Consider the following 18,796-nt stretch of genomic DNA (forward strand, 5'->3'; position numbering starts at 1 on the left):
GATCTCGCCCTCGACCTGGGCGCGCTTCAGGTTCTTGACCTTTTCGAGCATGGCGGGCGCGTACATGTAGGCGACGCTTTCGCCGCCACGCTGGCGCACGGACATGATGGTCTCCGCCTCCTCGTACTCCTTGTAGGGCAGCACGGAGGCGATGACGTCGATCGAGCAGGCGCACTTGTCGAGCACGTCGCGCGTCTGCCCGTTCACCAACATGCAGCCGTAGATGTAGTCGCCGCGCACGTTGGTCGGGTAGTCGTTGACGAGGCTCGGGCTCGTGATCTTCTCGGCGCATTCCTCGCCAAACGCGGCGGCTCCTGCCGCCACTACCGCCAATCCCGCCGTTGCAAGAAGCCTGATCAGCCTGCTCATTGCGATTTCTCTCCTGCCATGCCGACGACCTTGATGTGCTCTTTGAGCTCGGGTCCGGCCGCCTGGGCGCTTACGAAGTTCGACTGGAGGTCAACGAAGTAACCCGGCACCTGGTTGCTCACCACGATGGTGAAGCTGGTCTTGTGGAAGCCCTGCATCTTGGACGCGCTCTGGTCGTCGACGAAGGGTGCGATGGTAACCTTGTAGGCGTCCACGGAGCTTCCGTTGTAGTCGGTCTTGACCTCCTCGGCCGTCGCGTTGCCCAGCGCCTCGCGGATCTTGTGCTTCAGATACATCTGGCTGCCGCCGGCCAGAGAGTTGAACGTGCTGACCGCCCGGTCCAGGTACCAGATGAACAGCGGGTTGATGGTCAGCTCCGGCCAGTTCTGCGGATCGCGGGCGTTGCTGCCGGTGAAGACCTTGAAGACGACGTCGCGCCCGCCGTTATTGTCCACCTTCGCGACGCCGAGGCGAATATCGTCGGCGTAGTTCTTGCCGACCAGGCGCTCGTCCGAGCCCTTCTTCTCGAAGCGGTAGGTGACCTCCCCGCCCTTGTCTATGAGGTCGAGCTGGCGCGTTTCGAACAGGATCGGCGCAGCCTTCTGCTCGCCGGCCGCGCCAGCCGCAGTCGGCAGCAGTACCAGCGCGACGGCCGCGGACACACGAATGAAGCTCAACATGGTTCCGTTTTCCTCCTTCGGGGCGCCATTCTGGCAGCCTTCTTGGGAAGTCTTCTAGCCCCAGGAGCCGCCCAGCGGCAATCTCCCGATGATGAAATCTCTGCAAGGCGCATAGGTTCGCTAGGTAGGCGAGGGCCCCGCCCAATCGATGGGCAGGCGGCGGAGCGTCACTCGGACGTCCTCAGGAAGAGGCCAAAGGCCCGTGGCCCGTCCCCCACCGGAATACGGGCCGTAACCTCCAGAGTTGCCGTATCAATCCGCTCCAGCGTATTGGCCTCCCAGCAGGCCACGTAGACGGCGCTGCCGGATGGATCGGCCTCGATGCCCTCGGGGTACTCGCCGACGCCGATGGTTTTCACCACGGCAAGCGTCTCGAGGTCGAAGACGGTCACGGTCGCGGCGTACTGGTCCGAGACGAACCCACGCCCGCCAGCTAACGCGACCGCATAGGGGCGCCGCCCGACCTTCACGGTGCCGACGACCTTGCCGGCGGCCAGATCGATCACGCTCACATCGTCGCTGCCCACGTTGGCGGTGTAGGCGCGGCGGCTCTCGGCATCGACCGTAACGCCAAAGGGACGCTCGCCGACCGTGACGGCGGCCGTGCGGGTGAGCGTGACGGCGTCGATGAGCGAGACCTCGTTGCTGTCGCGGTCCGCGGTCAGGATGCGCGCGCCGTCGGCGGTCACCGCAACGCCGGACGGGGACCGGCCGACTTCGACGCTGCCTGTCACCTTGCCCGCGGCAGGGTCGACGGCGAAAAGCCTGTGCTCGTACCAGTCGGCGACATAGACCACGCCGCTCGCCGGATGGGCGGCGACGCCGAGCGGTCCCTCGCCGACCTTGAAGCGGGAGGCGATGGTCCGCTTGGCGGCATCGACGACGACAAGCTCCTTGCTGTCGGGCGACGTGAGATAGGCGAAGCGCCCGTCCGGCGCCATGGCGACGCCCGCAGGCTTGCCGCCGATGGCGATCTCGGCGGCGGCCTTGCCGGCCGCGAGATCGACGATAGAGAGCGAGTCGCCGGTCTGGTTGGTGACGAACGCCTCGCGGGCCGCTTTCGGCTCCGCTCCGGCCGGACCGGCCGATGCGAGCACAGTCAGCAGCGCGGCGAAACCGGCGAAAGCGAATCTGTGCCGTCTGGCGTTCGTGATCAGGAGATCTGCTTCCTGCGACGCCGCTGTCCCTCCCCCCTTGTGGGGGAGGCTAGGAGAGGGGGAATCCAGAACGTCGTGGCTCCACCCACCCCTGCCCCCTCCCCACAAGGGGGAGGGGAAGATCAGCGCGATGGCGCGCCTCGGCGCCGGCATCAGCCGCCTTCCAGCTTCTTCTTCAGCGCGGCGAGGCCGGACTGGAAGACGCCGGTGACTGCATTGACGGCGGCCTCGTCCGAGAGCTCCGGCGGCGGGTCGTTGTTGACGTAGCCGCGATAGAAGGCGCTCCGCCACTCCACCTTGGATTTGTCGCCGTCGGCAGTGACGGTGAAGTGGGCGGAGTAGTTCGTGACGGGGACCACCTTCACGTCGACCTCGGTGATCTCGTATGAGAGCGTCTTGCCCTCGGCATCGTACTTGTTGAGCTTCTCGAAGATCTGGCCGCCGTTCTCGAGCGTCAGGACGCGGGTCGCGCCGACCTCGTTGCCACCCTTGCCCTCAGTCTTCACGAAGGCGGGATGCCAGCCCATGTCCTGGAAATTGCCCACGACCTCCCATACCTTGTCCGCCGGGGCATTGATCTCGACCGACTCGGTCACCTTTTGCCGCGTGGGGCCATGCGCGCTCGCGGCAAGCGGCCACAGGGCGACCAGCGCTAGGAATGAAGCAAACAATCTAACCATCAGCAGTCCTCCGGAATTCCGTCGTCGGCAAACCATTCTCGAGCCGGCGCCGGACAATAAGGAAGGTTCGTGAGGCGCGCAATCGATGCGCGGATTGGCCGCCCCGCGGCGCAGCATTATCGGATGTTGTTTTGGGCGCGGGTCCATGCTTTTGTTCCGCGCCAAATCAATAACGAGATCGATCGAAAATGACGAATTGGACCCGAGGCCAGGGCCAGCCGCCCAAGTCCAACGCGATCACGGATGTCGCCTGCCCTTTCTGCGGTCTTGTGTGTGACGATCTCGAGCTGGCCCGTGACGAAACCGGGATCAAGGTCACCAAGAACGGCTGCGAAAAGGCCATAGCCGGATTCGAGCGCAACGTGGACGGCGCCAAGCCCCAGGTCGCGGGGCGCGACGTCGACCTCGGGGTTGCTATCCAGACCGCGACGGAGCTGATCCGCAAGGCGGCGCTGCCGCTCTATGGCGGCCTCGGCACCGACGTCGACGGCATTCGCGCGGTGATGGCGCTCGCCGACAAGTCGGGCGGCGTCGTCGATCATGCGCTGTCCGAGGGGCAGTACCGAAACTTCCGCGTGCTGCAGACGCGCGGCTGGATCATGACGACGCTCACGGAGACGCGCAACCGCGCCGACTTCTTCATCGTCGTCGGCAGCGACATCCAGAAGCTGCATCCGCGCTTCTTCGAGCGCATCGTCACCGTCGAGCAGTCGCTGCTGTCTGAGACGCCGCCGAAGCGGACGGTCGTGTTCATCGGCCGCGGGCTCGACCAGTCGGCCGTCACGGGACCACGCATCGGAGACGTGATCACCCTTCCCTGCGATGTCGACCGCGTGGGCGAGGTCGTGGCGGCGCTCGCGGCCGAGATCCGGGGCGCGCCACTCGCGCAGGAGACCGTGGCCGGCGTGCCGCTTGCCGATATCAAGGCGCTCGCGGAGCGGTGCCGGGCGGCATCCTATCCCGTGTTCGTATGGGCGCCGCCGAGCCTCGCCTTCCCGAACGCGGACCTGGTCGTCAGCACCGTGTCCGACCTCGTCAAGGATCTCAACGTCAGCGGCCGTGCGGCCGGACTCGCGCTCGGCGGCAACGAGGGGGCGATCTCGGCTGGCGCAGTCTCGTCCTGGCAGAGCGGCTATCCGCTGCGCGTCTCCTTCGCCAGCGGCAAGCCCGACTACGATTTCCTGCGCTACGCCATCCCGCGCATGCTGGCCAACGGCGAGGGCGACCTGCTTCTCTGGCTCGCCTCGTTCACGCCGGATCTCGGACCGCCAGCGACGAAGATCCCGACCATCGTGCTCGGCACGCCCGGCCTCAAGCTCGCGAGCCCGCCGGCGGTGTTCATCCCCATCGGCACGCCGGGCGCGGACCACGCGGGGCGCATCATCCGCGTCGACAACGTGGTGTCGCTGCCGCTCAAGAATCTCGGGCGCTCCAACCTGCCGAAGGCATCCGACGTTCTCGGCGCCATCGAACTCGCCCTTTAAGCTCCGCCTCGAGGATCCAAGAGATGCTGATCAAGTTCACCGGCGGAACCGTTTACGACCCCTTGAACGGGGTCAACGGCGAGGTGCGGGACATCTATGCCAAGGACGGGCGCATCGTGGCGACGCCGGCGCCCGGCACGCGTATCGACGCCGAGTATGCGCTCAACGGCCGCGTGGTGATGGCGGGCGCCATCGACCCGCACAGCCACATCGGCGGCGGCAAGGTTACGATCGGGCGCATGCTGCTGCCGGAGGACCACCAGGGCCACGAGGTGGCGCGCACCGAGCTTCTGCGCTCGGGCTGCGGGCACGCCGTGCCCTCCACCATGACCACGGGCTACCGCTACGCGGAGATGGGCTACACGGCGGCGTTCGAGCCCGCCATGCTGCCGGCCAACGCGCGCCAGGCGCACCTCGAGATGGGCGACACGCCCATGATCGACAAGGGCGCGTTCGTGATGCTCGGCAACGACGACTTTTTCCTGCGTGCGCTCTCGCAAAAGAAAGACTTCTCGTTCATCAAGGACTACATCGCCTGGACCATGCACGCGGCGCAGGCGCTGGCGGTCAAGATCGTGAACCCGGGCGGCATCAGCGCCTTCAAGTTCAACCAGCGCCAGCTCGATCTCGACGAGAGGCACGAGTTCTACGGACTTACGCCCCGCGACATCATCCTCACGCTCGCGCGCGGCATGAAGGAGCTCGGCGTTCCGCACCCGATCCATATCCACGGCTGCAACCTCGGCGTTCCGGGCAGCATGTATTCGACGCTGGCGACGATCAGGGCCGCGGAAGGGTTGCCGCTCCATCTCACACACATCCAGTTCCATAGCTACGGCACGGAAGGGGACATGAAGTTCTCGTCCGGCGCGCCGCAGATCGCGGAGCTTCTGAACCAGACCCCCAACGTGTCGATCGACATCGGCCAGATCATGTTCGGGCAGACCTGCACCGCTTCCGGCGACAGCATGCGCCAGTACGGCAACACGAAGTCCGCCAACCCCAAGAAGTGGGTGGTGATGGACATCGAGTGCGACAACGGCTGCGGCGTGGTGCCGATGAAGTATCGCGACAAGAGCTACGTCAACGCGCTGCAGTGGGCGATCGGGCTCGAGCTGTTCCTGCTGGTGCGCGACCCGTGGCGGATCTTCCTCACCACGGACCATCCGAACGGAGCGCCGTTCTACTTCTATCCGCACCTCATCCGGCTGCTCATGGACCGCACGTTCCGCAACGAGATGCTGGAGAAGCTGCATCCGGCGGCGCAGGCAGCGACCATCCTCAAGTCGCTCGACCGCGAGTACACGCTCTACGACATCGCCATCATGACGCGCGCGGGCCCGGCGAAGAGCCTGGGGCTTCGCGACCGCGGGCATCTCGGCACGGGCGCCATCGCCGATATCACGGTCTACGAGGACAACGCCGACCGGGAGGCGATGTTCAAGACGCCGCTGTTCGTGTTCAAGAGTGGCGAGATGATCGTCAAGAACGGCCGCGTGGTGAAGGTGGTCGCGGGCGCGACGCACGTGGCCCGGCCCGACTACGATCCGGGCATCGAGAAGTCGCTGCGCGAGTATTTCGACCGCTACCACACGGTGAAGCTCGACAACTTTCGCGTCTCCGACCAGGAGATCGTGGACAGCAACTGCGGCCATACCGGCGGAGAATGCGGCTGCGTGATCGTGCAGCCGTGCGGACCGAGGACCTCCTGACCATGAGCGCCACGACCATCAACGGCGTCGTCATAGACGACACTTTCGCCGAGGCGTTCGGCATGAGCGGGCTCGGCCTCGTGATCACCGCCGACACGCTCAAGTGGGCGCGTATCTCGGCCGAGGTCATGACCGGGTTCGGCACGTCAGTCATCGGCTGCGGCGCCGAGTGCGGCATCGACCGCGAGCTCAAGCCCGACGAGACGCCCGACGGGCGGCCCGGCGTGCGCGTGCTCATCTTCGGCTTCTCGCCGGATGCGCTGAAGCCGCAGCTCGTCAACCGCGTCGGCCAGTGCGTGCTGACCAGCCCGGGATCGGCATGCTACAATGGCCTCGACAGCCCAACCACGCTGGCGCTCGCGGCCGGTCCGCGCTTCTTCGGCGACGGCTGGCAGACGGCGAAGAAGCTCGGCAAGCGGCGCTTCTGGCGCGTCCCCGTGATGGACGGCGAGTTCGTCATCGAGGACACGTGCGGCGTCACCACGGATGCGGTCGGCGGCGGCAACCTGCTCGTGCTCGGGCGTGACCGTGCCGGGCTGCTCGAGGCGACGGAGGCCGCGGTCGACGCCATCGCCAAGATTGACGACGTAATCACGCCGTTTCCCGGCGGCATCGTGCGCTCTGGATCGAAGGTCGGCTCCAAGTACAAGGGCGCCATCGCCTCCACCAACGACGCTTTCTGCCCGACGCTCAAGGGTGCAGTGAAAACCGAGTGCAGCCCGGATACAATCGCCGTGCTCGAGATCGTCATCGACGGTCTCACCTCCAAGTCCGTTGCCGACGCCATGCGCGTCGGACTCAAGACGCTGATCGAGACCGGCGCAGCGAAGGGCGTGACGCGGGTCTCCGCCGGCAACTACGGCGGCAAGCTCGGCCAGCACCACTATTACCTCAAGGATCTGCTGCCATGAGCACGCTGAGCTTCACCCTGCGCGCCGCGCCGACCCAGGTGCTCGACCTCTCCGCACTGATCCCGAGCAAGCTCGCGGGGCTTTCGACAGGCGGCATCGAAAGACTGCCGCTCGGCGCTGATCCGCACGTGCCGCACGTGGGCGACGTGTTCGCGGTCAGCGGGGCGCCGGGCGAGGCCGTCGCCATATTGGGCGGCTCGCCGTTGCTCGATTACGTGGGCGCCGGGCTCGATGCCGGCTCGATCACGGTCGAGGGGCCGGTCGGCGCCTATGCCGGGCGCGGCATGAGAGGCGGCGAGATCACGATCGGTGGCGACGCCGGCGCCTACCTCGCCTCGACGGCGAAGGGCGGCCTCATTCACGTCAAGGGCTCGGCCGGCGATTTCCTCGGCGGCGCGCGGCCCGGCGACAAGTTCGGCCAGCTCGGCGGCACGGTGCTGGTCGACGGCAGCGTCGGCGAGCGGGCGGGCGAACGCATGCGGCGCGGCATCGTGGTGGCAAAGGGCAAGTTCGGCGCGGCGGCGGGCTCGCGCATGGTGGGCGGACCGCTCTGGACCGAAGCCGGCTTCGGGCCGCGGCCCGGTCCCCTGCTCCGGCGCGGCACGCTGATCGGGCCGTCCGTCGACGAGCTGCTGCCGACGTTCGCCGACTGCGGGCGCATCGATCCCGTGATCCTGCGCATCCTCTCGCGCTATATTGCGGACGTGCTGGGGCCGCTCGCGCCCAAGGCGCTGCCGGGGGCCGTGCGCAAGCTCGCCGGCGACCAGGCCACCATCGGCAAGGGCGAGATTCTGCTGACGGCATAGCGAGGATCTCTGCCTAAACCGGCGAGGGGTCTGGTGCGTATCTGTTGCGACCGGCTGAACACACACCGGCATCAGGAGGCGCCTTTTCATGCTCAGCATCATCCTTTCGGCCTGTCTCATCGCCGATCCGAAGCAATGCCGTGACTTCAAGATTCCGCTCGATGTGAGCATGGACGTCATGCATTGCACGATGGCCGCGCCGCCCTATTTCGCGCAGTGGGCCGAGGAGCATCCGCAATGGCGGATCCGGCGCTGGAAGTGCCAGTCGTCCACCTTCAACGATACGTAAGACGAGGCGCGGCTCTGCGCGGCGACGCTAGAGCGCGATCAGCTTTGATTGAATCGGTATCGCAATCTAACCTCTGATGAGACCGATGATTCACGCTTCGGACCGATAGGGTCCGAAGCGATTATGGTCTATTGCGTCGCCGCTTCGGGCGGGATGGCACGCGAGGAGCCGTGCTCCTTCACGACCTGCCGCGCTTCCTTGACGGGCGGAAGCTTGCCGCTGATCTCGATCATGAACTTCTGGCGGATGGCGCGGCCGAAATCGTTGAAGCCATGTGCGGGAAGGATGAAGCTGCCAGGTCCACCCATCACGTTGTCGCGGTACCACTGCTCGAGTGCCGGTCCCTCATCGCCCTCGAGAATCGGCAGGCCGTTGATGGTCACGCCGGCGGCCGCGAGTTCGTCGCGCACGACGGCGGTCGCCTCCTCGGGGTTGCAGTTCTCGCGGCCGTCACCCGAGACGTCGACGACGATACGCAGCGCCCTAGCCGGGATCTGCGGCACCACCTTGTCCGAGATCGAGCGCATCATGCCCGAGACGCACGTGAACTCTCCCGTTTGCCGCGGCAGAGCGCGCACCTTGGACGCCAGGTACGCCGCGTCGGAAGGGTTTGCAATGCGCTGCCACGGCAGCGCGAGGCGTGGCTTGTCGGCCCAGGTCACCATGGCCACGAGGATGCTGCCGTTGGGACCGTTCAGGATCGCCTTCAAGACCTCCGGATCCTCCAGCGCCTTGGCGATGCCCTCCATCTGCAGCCGGTAGCGGTGCTCGTCGACGGAGTTCGAGACGTCCACCGAAACGATGAGCGCCGTGTCGACATCCCCCTGCTGCTCCTGCGCATGGGTGATGCCGGCCAGCGCCAGGACTGCTGCCATCGCCGCGGCCACAACCCGGCTCCATACGCCGCCCGAATGGCATGACCTCATGTTCTTTGTTCTCTTCTGCTCAGATCACCGTCGCGCAATCTTAACCCTGCATCGCGTCCTGCCGCCAGTGGACTGTGGCCCAACGGGCACGAAGCCCGCCCCATGCTTTTGCGTCACGGCTTGCCAACGCGGCCGGCGGCGCTTACCGTCGCCGCGCCCGATGTCGGGGACCGAGGACTTTGCCCTTGCCAACGCGTGCCGCCGTCAACCTGATCCTGCTCGCCGTGCTGGCTCTGCGCAGCCTGCTGCCGGCTGGCTATATGGTGCAGGCGGCGGATGCGTCCAAGGGCTCGTTCGAGATCGTGATCTGTACGAGCACGGGCCAGAAGCTCGTGAGCCTCGACGGTGATGGGACCGCGCCGGCCTCCAAGCCACAGCACGTCGAGAGCGGGCTTTGCCCGTTCGCCGCCGCCGGAGCGGCAGCGCTCGCCGCTGCGGCGCCGGAAAGCCTCGCCACCGCGGCCGAGTATGCCGCCGTCACCTACCCGCGGGCGGTCGCGCTCTTTGCCGAGACACCGAAACCCGGGGCCCAATCGGCCCGTGGTCCACCAACCTCCGCGTTGATCTGAGTCCGCTCGTCATCAGTGGCCGTGCGTCGCGTTCCGTCGATGGAAGCGCACGCCTGCCGCCCGCTTCAGATTCAATACGGATCCTCCGCCATGTCATCTTGCTTGCGGCCGCAGGGCTCGACCCGGCCAACGCTTATCCGCCAGTACGGCGTTCCTTCCGCGCTCTCAGTCGCCATCCTCTCCGTTGCGCTCGGCGCGCCCTCATCGGCGCAGGAGGCCGTCACCGAGCTTCCCGAGGTGACCGTCACGACGACGGCGCCAACGGGCAAGCCGAAGGCCAAGGCGGCAAAGTCCGCTCCGGCCGCGATCGCCCAGCAGCCGAGCAGCGCCGAAGCCGAGGCGCCGTCGGACGGCAGCGACCACCCGCAATTCGGCGCCCGCTCGGGCAGCCTCGGCGTGCCGACGGTCGCCGAGGCGACGGTCGAAATTGAGCGCACGCCGGGCGGCGTCGATCTCGTTCCGGCCGAGGAGTACAAGACTTCCACGCCGGCCGTCACCCTGAAGGACGCGCTCGACTATGTGCCGGGCGTGCTCGTGCAGCCCAAGTGGGGCGAGGATTCCCGGCTCTCCATCCGCGGGTCGGGGCTCTCGCGCAACTTCCACGGCCGCGGCGTCCTGCTCCTGATCGACGGCATCATCCCGCTCTCGACGGCCGATGGCGCAAGCGACTTCCAGGAGATCGACCCGACAGCGTTCCGCTACATCGAGGTCTACAAGGGTGGCAACGCGCTTCGCTACGGCGCCAACACGCTCGGCGGCGCGCTCAACTTCGTCATGCCGACCGGCTACGATTCCGACCTGTTCGGAGCGCGAGTCGATGTGGGCAGCTTCGGCTTCCACAAGCTCTCGGCCAGCTCGGGCGGCGTCTTCGGCGCGGCGGACTACTTCATCACCGGCACCTGGCAGGAGCAGGACGGGTTCAGGGATCACTCCGAAGGCGAGAGCACGCGCGGGGCCATGAACGTCGGCTACCGGCTGACACCCGATGTCGAGACGCGCTTCTACCTCAGCGCCGCGCACATCCGCCAGGACATCCCGGGCGCCGTGACGAAGCAGCAGGCGCTTTCGAACCCGGAGGGCGCATTCGTGCTGCCGGGAGAGCCGTCGCTCCCGTTCTTCCCGTTCAGCACGGGCAACGATAACGTCGACCGCGACTTCGAGCGCAACATCGATGCGGTACGCGTCGCCAACAGGACGACCGTCCGCCTCGCGCCGGGGACCGTCGCGGAGTTCGGGGCATTCTACCGGGACAAGCAGCTCGACCATCCGATCCTGTTCGTGCTCGACAACGACACGCAGGAAAAGGGCGGCTTCGCCCGGATCGTCGACGACAGCAGGATCGGCGGCTTCCGCAACACGCTGGTCGCCGGCGTCAGCATCCACAACGGCGAGACGCGGTCGCGGTTCTATCGTAACATCCTCGGCGAGCGCGGCGCGCTCATGTCGGATTCCGACCAGAAGTCCGACAATACGATCGTCTACGCCGAGAACTCGTTCTTCGTGCAGCCGACGGTGGCGCTGGTTGCCGGGCTGCAGTACGTCGACGCGGAACGCGCGGTCTCCGACAACTTCCTTTCCGACGGGAACTCCTCGGGCAAGGCGAGCTTCGATTTCTGGAACCCCAAGGCCGGCATCGCGTGGGACGTGACGCCGTTCGCGCAGGTCTTCGCCAACGTGTCGCGCAGCGGCGAGGCGCCGACGTTCAGCGAAATCACGGTCACGCCGGCTCTCACCACCAGCCTCGACCCGCAGCGGGCGACGACCTACGAGATCGGAACGCGCGGATCCACACCTGACTTCAAGTGGGATCTCGCGCTCTATCGCTCCAACATCGACAACGAGTTCCAGTGCCTCACGGTCGGGTCGTCGCTCTGCAACCAGGTCAACGCGGACAAGACGATCCACCAGGGCGTCGAGCTCGGCGTGGGCGCGGCGCTCTGGTCGGGCATCATCGAGACGGCGGGGCGGCTCGATCAGCTCTGGCTGAACGCGGCGTATACGTTCAGCGATTTCCGCTTCGACGATGATGCCGACTACGGGGACAACGAGCTGCCGGGCGCGCCCCGGCACTATCTGCGCGCCGAGCTCGTCTACAAGCATCCGTCCGGCGTTTTCTTCGGCCCCAACATCGAGTGGGTTCCGGAGGCGTACTTCGTGGACAACGAGAACACGTTCAAGACGGACGCGTACGCGATATGGGGAGCCAGGATCGGCTACGAGGGCGAGACGTTCTCGGCCTACCTCGAAGGGCGCAACCTTTCCGACGAAGCCTACATCGCGTCGGCGAGCGTGTCGGGCGATCTCGGTGGCGCGGACGGCGCCGTGTTCGAGCCCGGCACCGGGCGCGCCATCTACGGCGGCTTCCAGGTGAAATGGTGAGCACCATGCGCATTCGGCCTCTCGCGCCTGGCTCCCGACGTGTCGCGACGCTGATTGCGTGTGCGTGGATGGCGCTTTGCGGCGCCATCCACTCTCCCCTGCCCGCCCTGGCGGTCGACGATGCCCGAGCGATCCGTGCGCTCATCGGCGCCACCTGGGACAGGCCCGAAAGCAAGGTCGAGACGGACCCAGTCGTCATTTCGGGAGACTATGCCGTTGCAAGCTGGACGCAGGGCCAGCATGGCGGCCGTGCCCTTTTGCGGCGGGACGCGAAGGGCTGGGTCGTCGTACTGTGCAGCGGCGATCCGCTCCGCGAGGCCGGCTGGCTCGCGGAGGCCGGCGTGCCCGCGGAAAATGCCGACCGGATCGCGGCGGACCTCAAGGCCGCCGAGGCCGTGCTCCCTGCCGAGCGGCGGGCCATGTTTTCCCTGTTCGAGGGCGTCGTCTCGGGAGATGCCGCCGGACACCATGCCCCGTTGGACCACGATCATCATTCGCATCACTAAGCGGACAAACTCGGAAGCGTGTCATGACATTCAATTGGAAGCTCTCGATCTGGGCAGCGCTGGCGCTCTCCGCGCTGCCCGCATACGCGCATGTCACCCTCGAGCGAGCAGAAACCCAGCGCGGCAAGTCCTACAAGGCCGTGCTCAAGATCCCGCACGGATGCGACGGGCAGGCGACGCACACGGTGCGCGTCGAGATTCCGGAGGGCTTCATCGGCGTCAAGCCGATGCCGAAGCCGGGTTGGACGATCAAGACCGTGCGCGGGGCCTACGCGAAGAGCTACGGCTTCTATCACGGCCCCCTCAGCGAGGGCGTGAAGCAGATCGAGTGGTCGGGCGGCGAGCTGCCTGACGACTACTACGACGAGTTCGTGGCCTCGGGCTTCATCGCCCGGGAGCTGACCGAGAGCGCGCTCTACTTCAAGGTCGTGCAGGTGTGCGCAAACGGCGAGGAACGCTGGGTCGACGTGCCGGCGGAGGGGCAGGATCCGCATGACCTCGCGGCGCCGGCGGCCGTACTGCGGCTCGCGGCCGGCGGCGAGCCTGCGCACGAGCACCGACACGGCCACAAGCACGGCGATGCGAAGGCGGCGGCAGGCGACGGCGCGACGACCATCGGAACGCTCGCCATCGCGGGCGCCTGGACGCGCGCCACGGCCGAGGGCGCCAAGGTCGCCGCCGGCTATCTCACGATCCACAACACGGGGAGCACAGCCGACACGCTGGTCTCCGTCCAGACACCCGTAGCGGGGCGCGGCGAGATCCACGACATGACCACGGACGACGCGGGCGTGATGCGCATGCGCCGTCTGGCGGATGGCCTCGAAATCCCGGCTGGCGGCAGCGTGGAGCTGAAGCCGGGGGGCAAGCACCTCATGTTCCTGGATCTCAAGCAGCCGCTCGTCGAGGGCTCGCAGGTGTCCGTGAAGCTCGCGTTCAAGAGCGGGGCCGTGGGAGAGGTGGTTCTGCCTGTGCGCGCGCTTGGTGCGAGCGGCGGCGGCCACAGCCACCATTGAGGCGGCTGCGGCGGGCGCGTTGGTGAGTGTCGCTGATTCTGCGGGCCGAAGACTCGGAGTCGACGCGATGGCTACTCGCGCATCATCGTCTCTTTGAGGCCGGAGTCGTTTCCTCTCCAGCGGGCGACGGCCTTGCGACGGCGCTCGAGCTCCTCCGTCCAGGGATAGCGGATCGGCGGCAGCTCGGCCGTACGGTCTCTCAGGTGAAGGTAGGTGACAGTCGACCCTGTCTTCGTATGGTTGGAAGGAGCGGCTGAGTTGTTCATGAGGCGAATACTCCGTAACGCTTCATTGGCTCAGTTGCCCGGCGTCAACGCTGCGGCCGGTCGCCGGTTCCCCCCTCGTCTCTCTTCAAATGCTCTGCGGTTTTCACCTTCCGGTGCATACCCTCGTGCGATGGAGTAAATACCGGCTCACGCGCGCGGCAAAGTGAAAATCGATGATATATTCTTCACATCGATGACGCGCTGCGAAAGGAATGCGGCGCTCGCCACGGAATTGCCGCAGTTCCATTCGGAAAACCTCACGCCGCCTCGGGGAAGACCACGATGACCGGGTTCGTACGCCTCTCAGCCGCTGGATCGGGCGTGCTCGAGGACTGGGGGCCGATGCCCAAGGACGATCTCATCGCCGGAACGGGGCAGCAGTACGGCCATCTGTGGCTCGATGACACGGCCTCGGGGCTGATGGTGGGCGTCTGGGCGTGCTCGCCGATGACCGGGCGCATGGGGCCGTGGTCGACGAACGAGGTGATGATCCTGCTCGAAGGGGCCGTGACGATCGACCACGCCGACGGCAGCCGGCTCGACGTGACGGCCGGGGAGGCCTTCTTCATTCCGAAAGGTACCGTCTGCTCCTGGCGCCAGGAGGGCGATCTTAGGAAGTTCTTTGTCATACACAGCGACAGCTCGGGATACGTGCCGGAGAACACCGGAGCGCTGCGGGCGCGCAAGATCGACCCGGCCGCGCCGCTCATGCCGGCCGAGGGTCCGGACGCGGCTCTCCTGCAAGGCCCGCCGCCCACCTGCCGCGAGGCGATCGCGTTCACATACCTCACGGGCCAGCTCACGGCCGGAGTCTGGTCGGCCACGCCCTATCGGCGCACGGCGCAACCCTTTTCGCGCCACGAGCTGATGCACATTCTCGAAGGAACGGTGACGCTCGACGACGGCGCGGGGCGCACGGAGACGTTCGCTCAGGGGGAAACGTGCTTCGTGCCCAAGGGGGCCTCGGTCGGCTGGAGCAGCGCCACGCCGGTCAAGAAGCTCTTCTGCAGCTTCACGCCCAAAGAAGCGTAGGGGGCTCCTCAAAAACAAAGCGGCGGCCGCTTCGCGACCGCCGCACGATCTATGCAGAGTGTGATCGCGCCTTAGATCAGGTCGATCTCAGCCGGCAGATACGAGGTTACCTCGAGGCCGACTTCCTGCTCGCGAACCGAGGGCTTCATCCAGGTCTTCATGGTCTTCTCCTTGGGTTGTAGCGGATTTATGCGATCCGCCCGACTTATAGCGAAACCATACCCTGACCCGCACCCGTCCGGCCAATCGTATTTTCCGAGAGGCCTCATAAGTGGCACTGATGCTATGGTGTAACACTTGCGGCCTGGACGACACGCCGTTCGCTCCGCGCCGGCCGTAGATCAGGCCAGAGGCGCCGGACGGCGCGGGACCACAAGGCGCGCGGTCATGATCTGCAGCACCTCGCCCGCCTGATTCCGAGTCTCGCTGCGCACGGTGACCATGCCGCGGTTCAGGCGCGAGGTGGAGGGCTTGGCCGCAATCACCTCCGAAACGACGGTCAGCTCATCACCGGGGCGCGTGGGACGCGGCCACTGCACCTCGCCACCGGCGCCGATCACGCCGCCGGCAATCGGCAGCCCGCTCGTCACGAGGAGGCGCATGGTTAGCGCGGCCGTGTGCCAGCCGCTCGCCACGAGCTCCCCGAAAAAGGTGTTCGCTGCCGCGGCCTCGTCGAGGTGGAAAGGTTGCGGATCGAAGCGTGCTGCGAATTCCTTGATCGCGGCCGCATCGATGACGAGCGATCCTGTCGTCACGCGCCGGCCGACGGGCAGGTCCTCGAAATATAGCGGTTGGACGGTTTGATCGCCGCTCATGGCGTTGCGCGCTCCCGGCTGGTGGCGGTGGCGCGGAGTTCAAACGCGGCGCGCGGCATTGGATAGGGGACATAGCGCCGCGCAAGGCTGCTATCGCTGGTAGCCGGGCGGCAGCTTGCGCCACGCATAGCCGGCCTTGCCCTTGCGGTAGCCGTACTCGAACAGGGTGTTCATGTAGATGCGGTCGAACGGACCCTTGTAGGGCTCGGTGAACTCATCCTCGAGGTAGGCGAGATTGAAATCCACGCCGTCGCGCTGCGCCGTCAGATAGATGCGGTAGAGATCGTTGACCGCGTTGGCCGCCGTCATTGTGGAGATGGCCTGGCCGGCGATGGCGAGCGTCTGCCGCTTCACCGATGCCTCGGCGCGGAACAGGCGGCCGTTGCGTATGATGTAGGCGATGTCCTTATGGTGCGGGCGCATGCGGTCGACGGTTTTCAGCTTCAGCGACGGCGGATAGAGGAAAACCTGGGCCATGGCGCCGCCGTCCACGTGCATCTCCTCGTAGCGTTTGCCGTCGACGGTGACGTCGAGCATGACGGGCGGGAAGGCGCCCGGGATCGAGGCCGAGGCGCGCAACACCTCGATGATCAGCTCGCGCGCCCGCGGATCGGTGCTCTTGGCGATGGCGCCGATGTTCCAGATGATGGAGCGGGCCTGGTCGAGGTTCGTGGTGGCGATCAGGAGCAGGCGCCCCTTGTCGTATTCCTCGGCGATGCGCCGGACCATCTCCTGATCGACGTAGCTCGCGATCAGGCGCTTGAGCGGGGCCGTATCGACCGCGGAGTCGCTCGACAGGATGGCAAGCAATGGCTCCGTGTTGAAGATGTCCCCGGCGCTGGTCTCGGGGTAGACGCGCTTCAGCTGCTCGTCGTAGTCGGAGCCCAGGAACGCGAACGGAGCCGACAACGCACCCGTGCTGATACCGGTCACGACCGCAAACTGCGGGCGGTCGCCGCGCGCCGTCCATCCGACCAGGAGGCCTGCTCCGTATGCGCCGTCGTCTCCGCCGCCCGAGATGGCGAGGAAGTGCGTCGGCGGCACCTGCTTGATACCTTGCGCCGCGCGGTATGCGTGCGCCTTCGAGACCATCTCGTAGGCGAGCGCCCTGAAGACCGCAGGGTCGCCGTCGGCGTAGAAGCGTGCGTAGGGGATATCGAGCGGCTTGATCTCAGAGGCAAGCGCGAGGGGCACGGCCGGCAGCCTGTCCAGGCTCGCGCAGGCGGATAGGATGACCGCGACAAGCAGGCCAGGAGCGACAGCCCATAGGGGGGTGAAGCTAGGCGCGCCGTCCCGTCCGGCGCACAGCCTCCCCTCCTTCCGGCCCTTTGCTACGCAAGACATCCGAACGCCGGTATTCTCCACTCCGCATGGTGAGGCAATCTGCCGGCCTTATGTCATTGTTATGGCTTAAGCGAGCTTATGGTTAGCCGCAGCGGAGCGCGGGGGCCGGCCGGGCCAGCTTTCAATGGGGAACTGCCGATGTGGTCGCACGGCGAAACACGGGTGCTTGCGGCTACGGGCGTGGATCTCAATGTGACCGACGGCGGGTGGGCGTTCGCCGACCGGAGCCGGGAGGAGATCGACCAGCACTGGGAACTGCGGACACACGAGAAACCGGGATTTTTCAACGGTGTCGTGCATCTCATGACGGAGTGCGCCCTTTCCGCGGGCGGCATGTTCTCGGCGCGCTTCGTGCGCACCGACTTCAAGAGCTTCCTCTACTGGCGCGAGACGGGGTGGTGCGATCAGAGCGTCATGGACGCGTTCGGCTCGGCGCTCATTCTTTCTGCAGACGGACAGGTGCTGCTGGGGCGCCAGAGCGCCGGGCACCTCAACAGCGGCCTCTGCTACCCGCCAAGCGGCTTCATCGACGTGCGCGACATCGGGCCTGACGGGCGCATCGACATCGACGGCAGCGTCGCGCGCGAGATCGCCGAGGAAACGGGGCTCGCCGCGCCCGCGATTGCGCGGACCGGCGGCTACGTGCTGACCTTCGCAGGCCCCGTGCTTTCGATCGCCGTCCCCTACCGCTCGCCGCTCCCTGGCGCGGCGCTGCTAAAGGATGCTGCGCGGCACATCTCGGCGGAGGCGGACAGCGAGCTTGCCGACCTTGTGCTCGCCGCGCCGGGCGACGCGGCGGCCGGGCTTCCCATGCCGGACTACGCGCGGGTGCTGCTCGGCCACCTCCCCGGCCTGAAATCCCTGGCCTGAGGCGCCGCCCCGCTTGGAGCGAGGAGGCGGATAGGGCAGAGTGCGCGCGCTTCAACGCGGGGGAGACTACATGGCGCTCAAGTTCCATACGCTCGACGTGTTCACCGACCGGCGCTTCGGCGGCAACCCGCTGGCGGTCGTGCTCGATGCCGATGGGGTCAGCGAAGCCGAGATGCAGAAGATCGCGCGGGAGTTCAACCTCTCCGAGACGGTCTTCGTGCAGACGCCGACGCGCCCGGCGCATTCGGCCAAGATGCGCATCTTCACGCCCAGGAGCGAGATCCCGTTCGCGGGCCATCCGACCGTCGGTACGGCGGTGCTGCTCGCGGAGCTCAATGCGCCGGTACACAACGGCGAGCAGGACGCGCTGATCGTGCTCGAGCAGAACATCGGTACGGTGCGCGTTGGGGCCCGTTTGCGGGCGGGTGCCGCCGCGTTCGCCGAGTTCGACGCACCAAAGCTTCCGGCCGAGGCCGGCGCGCTGCCGCCAGACGACATCCTGGCGGCGGGGCTCGGCCTCATCCCGAGCGAGGTCGGGTTCGAGAACCACGTGCCGCTCTGCTATGCGGCGGGCACCACGTTCGCCTTCGTGCCCGTGGTCTCGCTGGAGGCGATCGGACGAGCGCGCGTCAACGGCGCGCACTGGGAGCGGGCCTTCGAGCAGCAAGGTGTCTCCGGCGTCTACGTCTATACGCGCCAGTGCACGCACACGAGCAGCGCCTTCCATGTGCGCATGTTCGCGCCGCAGGTCGGCATCGCGGAGGACCCGGCCACGGGATCGGCAGCCGTGGGCCTCGCCGGCATCGTGCACCAGTTCGACGGCCTGCCGGACGGTACGCACCGCCGCATCGTCGAGCAGGGCTACGAGATGGGCCGTCCGAGCCAGATCGTGCTGACGCTCGTGGTGGCCGGCGGCAAGCTCACGACGGTCAGGATCGGCGGCTCGGCCGTACGCGTGTCGGAAGGGACGATCGAGGTCTGAGCC

The 18,796-nt window shown here is 66.8% G+C and carries 21 protein-coding genes; 12 read left to right on the top strand and 9 right to left on the bottom strand.

All coding sequences use genetic code 11. From position 1 onward, the window contains the following. The 4 genes from IT540_RS11065 to IT540_RS11080 form a co-directional block, all read right to left on the bottom strand. The coding region (locus IT540_RS11065; RefSeq protein WP_291177286.1) for a hypothetical protein at positions 1-369 on the bottom strand (369 nt) is incomplete at its 3' end. Continuing rightward, the gene (locus IT540_RS11070) at positions 366-1,049 is read right to left on the bottom strand and encodes a hypothetical protein (RefSeq protein ID WP_291177289.1); all 684 of its coding nucleotides are present in this window, start codon (positions 1,047-1,049) and stop codon (positions 366-368) included. The genes IT540_RS11065 and IT540_RS11070, both read right to left, overlap by 4 nt. Positions 1,050-1,216: 167 nt before the next feature. Further along, positions 1,217-2,146: a YncE family protein gene (locus IT540_RS11075; RefSeq protein ID WP_291177292.1), complete on the bottom strand. Its 930-nt coding sequence runs from the start codon at positions 2,144-2,146 to the stop codon at positions 1,217-1,219. Positions 2,147-2,358: 212 nt separating this feature from the next. Continuing rightward, entirely contained in the window at positions 2,359-2,886 is a 528-nt protein-coding gene (locus tag IT540_RS11080; RefSeq protein WP_291177295.1) for an SRPBCC family protein, read from the bottom strand. Positions 2,887-3,074: 188 nt separating this feature from the next. Between IT540_RS11080 and IT540_RS11085 the strand changes: the two genes are divergently transcribed. The 5 genes from IT540_RS11085 (at position 3,075) to IT540_RS11105 (ending at position 8,088) form a co-directional block, all read left to right on the top strand. Further along, entirely contained in the window at positions 3,075-4,370 is a 1,296-nt protein-coding gene (locus IT540_RS11085; protein ID WP_291177298.1) for a formylmethanofuran dehydrogenase, read from the top strand. Between the two features lie 23 nt (positions 4,371-4,393). After that, positions 4,394-6,082, top strand: coding sequence for a formylmethanofuran dehydrogenase subunit A (locus tag IT540_RS11090; protein WP_291177301.1), 1,689 nt, complete (start codon positions 4,394-4,396; stop codon positions 6,080-6,082). Between the two features lie 2 nt (positions 6,083-6,084). Then, entirely contained in the window at positions 6,085-6,993 is a 909-nt protein-coding gene (fhcD, locus tag IT540_RS11095) for a formylmethanofuran--tetrahydromethanopterin N-formyltransferase (protein ID WP_291177304.1), read from the top strand. Next, positions 6,990-7,799 carry a formylmethanofuran dehydrogenase subunit C gene (locus IT540_RS11100; protein WP_291177307.1) on the top strand — a complete coding sequence of 270 codons (810 nt, stop codon included), beginning with the start codon at positions 6,990-6,992 and terminating at the stop codon, positions 7,797-7,799. The genes fhcD and IT540_RS11100 overlap by 4 nt, the downstream gene beginning before the upstream one ends. 88 nt (positions 7,800-7,887) lie before the next feature. Beyond that, on the top strand, positions 7,888-8,088 hold the full coding sequence (locus IT540_RS11105) for a hypothetical protein (protein ID WP_291177310.1): 201 nt from the start codon (positions 7,888-7,890) through the stop codon (positions 8,086-8,088). A gap of 128 nt (positions 8,089-8,216) precedes the next feature. Here the strand turns inward: IT540_RS11105 and IT540_RS11110 are convergent, their stop codons facing one another. Next, a complete protein-coding gene (locus IT540_RS11110; RefSeq protein WP_291177313.1) occupies positions 8,217-8,975 on the bottom strand; it encodes a DUF1194 domain-containing protein in 759 nt (252 codons plus the stop codon). Between the two features lie 224 nt (positions 8,976-9,199). Between IT540_RS11110 and IT540_RS11115 the strand changes: the two genes are divergently transcribed. From IT540_RS11115 to IT540_RS11130, 4 genes are all read left to right on the top strand, one after another. Beyond that, on the top strand, positions 9,200-9,583 hold the full coding sequence (locus IT540_RS11115; protein WP_291177316.1) for a DUF2946 family protein: 384 nt from the start codon (positions 9,200-9,202) through the stop codon (positions 9,581-9,583). Between the two features lie 90 nt (positions 9,584-9,673). Next, positions 9,674-11,962, top strand: a complete 2,289-nt coding sequence (locus tag IT540_RS11120) for a TonB-dependent receptor (protein ID WP_291177319.1) — start codon at positions 9,674-9,676, stop codon at positions 11,960-11,962. Positions 11,963-11,967: 5 nt separating this feature from the next. Beyond that, complete coding sequence (locus IT540_RS11125) at positions 11,968-12,468, top strand: copper uptake system-associated protein (protein WP_291177323.1); 501 nt, start codon at positions 11,968-11,970, stop codon at positions 12,466-12,468. 23 nt (positions 12,469-12,491) lie between these two features. Continuing rightward, positions 12,492-13,484 (top strand): DUF1775 domain-containing protein, encoded by a 993-nt coding sequence (locus IT540_RS11130; RefSeq protein WP_291177325.1) that lies wholly within the window; start codon positions 12,492-12,494, stop codon positions 13,482-13,484. 71 nt (positions 13,485-13,555) lie between these two features. Here IT540_RS11130 and IT540_RS11135 read toward each other — a convergent pair whose 3' ends face one another. Next, complete coding sequence (locus tag IT540_RS11135; protein WP_291177328.1) at positions 13,556-13,750, bottom strand: hypothetical protein; 195 nt, start codon at positions 13,748-13,750, stop codon at positions 13,556-13,558. Positions 13,751-14,032: 282 nt separating this feature from the next. Here IT540_RS11135 and IT540_RS11140 point away from each other — a divergent pair, with 282 nt between their 5' ends. Next, positions 14,033-14,782 (top strand): cupin domain-containing protein, encoded by a 750-nt coding sequence (locus IT540_RS11140; RefSeq protein WP_291177331.1) that lies wholly within the window; start codon positions 14,033-14,035, stop codon positions 14,780-14,782. A 71-nt stretch (positions 14,783-14,853) separates the two neighbouring features. Here the strand turns inward: IT540_RS11140 and pqqA are convergent, their stop codons facing one another. From pqqA to IT540_RS11155, 3 genes are all read right to left on the bottom strand, one after another. Beyond that, entirely contained in the window at positions 14,854-14,943 is a 90-nt protein-coding gene (pqqA, locus tag IT540_RS11145; RefSeq protein WP_020086227.1) for a pyrroloquinoline quinone precursor peptide PqqA, read from the bottom strand. A gap of 180 nt (positions 14,944-15,123) precedes the next feature. Next, positions 15,124-15,597: a MaoC family dehydratase gene (locus IT540_RS11150; RefSeq protein ID WP_291177334.1), complete on the bottom strand. Its 474-nt coding sequence runs from the start codon at positions 15,595-15,597 to the stop codon at positions 15,124-15,126. A 90-nt stretch (positions 15,598-15,687) separates the two neighbouring features. Then, positions 15,688-16,791 (bottom strand): patatin-like phospholipase family protein, encoded by a 1,104-nt coding sequence (locus IT540_RS11155; RefSeq protein ID WP_291177337.1) that lies wholly within the window; start codon positions 16,789-16,791, stop codon positions 15,688-15,690. A gap of 288 nt (positions 16,792-17,079) precedes the next feature. Between IT540_RS11155 and IT540_RS11160 the strand changes: the two genes are divergently transcribed. Beyond that, positions 17,080-17,811 carry an NUDIX hydrolase gene (locus tag IT540_RS11160; RefSeq protein ID WP_291177339.1) on the top strand — a complete coding sequence of 244 codons (732 nt, stop codon included), beginning with the start codon at positions 17,080-17,082 and terminating at the stop codon, positions 17,809-17,811. Between the two features lie 40 nt (positions 17,812-17,851). Then, on the top strand, positions 17,852-18,793 hold the full coding sequence (locus tag IT540_RS11165; RefSeq protein WP_366029721.1) for a PhzF family phenazine biosynthesis protein: 942 nt from the start codon (positions 17,852-17,854) through the stop codon (positions 18,791-18,793). Positions 18,794-18,796: the final 3 nt, after the last annotated feature.

This window comes from Hyphomicrobium sp. (assembly GCF_020852195.1).
GTDB lineage: Bacteria > Pseudomonadota > Alphaproteobacteria > Rhizobiales > Hyphomicrobiaceae > Hyphomicrobium_C.

What these genes read in the sequence shown, in the direction of transcription:
- IT540_RS11070 (WP_291177289.1), bottom strand. Translation starts at nt 1,049, where the DNA reads ATGTTGAGCTTCATTCGTGTGTCCGCGGCCGTCGCGCTGGTACTGCTG.
- IT540_RS11080 (WP_291177295.1), bottom strand. Translation starts at nt 2,886, where the DNA reads ATGGTTAGATTGTTTGCTTCATTCCTAGCGCTGGTCGCCCTGTGGCCG.
- IT540_RS11085 (WP_291177298.1), top strand. Translation starts at nt 3,075, where the DNA reads ATGACGAATTGGACCCGAGGCCAGGGCCAGCCGCCCAAGTCCAACGCG.
- IT540_RS11090 (WP_291177301.1), top strand. Translation starts at nt 4,394, where the DNA reads ATGCTGATCAAGTTCACCGGCGGAACCGTTTACGACCCCTTGAACGGG.
- fhcD (WP_291177304.1), top strand. Translation starts at nt 6,085, where the DNA reads ATGAGCGCCACGACCATCAACGGCGTCGTCATAGACGACACTTTCGCC.
- IT540_RS11100 (WP_291177307.1), top strand. Translation starts at nt 6,990, where the DNA reads ATGAGCACGCTGAGCTTCACCCTGCGCGCCGCGCCGACCCAGGTGCTC.
- IT540_RS11105 (WP_291177310.1), top strand. Translation starts at nt 7,888, where the DNA reads ATGCTCAGCATCATCCTTTCGGCCTGTCTCATCGCCGATCCGAAGCAA.
- IT540_RS11120 (WP_291177319.1), top strand. Translation starts at nt 9,674, where the DNA reads ATGTCATCTTGCTTGCGGCCGCAGGGCTCGACCCGGCCAACGCTTATC.
- IT540_RS11125 (WP_291177323.1), top strand. Translation starts at nt 11,968, where the DNA reads ATGCGCATTCGGCCTCTCGCGCCTGGCTCCCGACGTGTCGCGACGCTG.
- IT540_RS11130 (WP_291177325.1), top strand. Translation starts at nt 12,492, where the DNA reads ATGACATTCAATTGGAAGCTCTCGATCTGGGCAGCGCTGGCGCTCTCC.
- IT540_RS11135 (WP_291177328.1), bottom strand. Translation starts at nt 13,750, where the DNA reads ATGAACAACTCAGCCGCTCCTTCCAACCATACGAAGACAGGGTCGACT.
- IT540_RS11140 (WP_291177331.1), top strand. Translation starts at nt 14,033, where the DNA reads ATGACCGGGTTCGTACGCCTCTCAGCCGCTGGATCGGGCGTGCTCGAG.
- pqqA (WP_020086227.1), bottom strand. Translation starts at nt 14,943, where the DNA reads ATGAAGACCTGGATGAAGCCCTCGGTTCGCGAGCAGGAAGTCGGCCTC.
- IT540_RS11150 (WP_291177334.1), bottom strand. Translation starts at nt 15,597, where the DNA reads ATGAGCGGCGATCAAACCGTCCAACCGCTATATTTCGAGGACCTGCCC.
- IT540_RS11160 (WP_291177339.1), top strand. Translation starts at nt 17,080, where the DNA reads ATGTGGTCGCACGGCGAAACACGGGTGCTTGCGGCTACGGGCGTGGAT.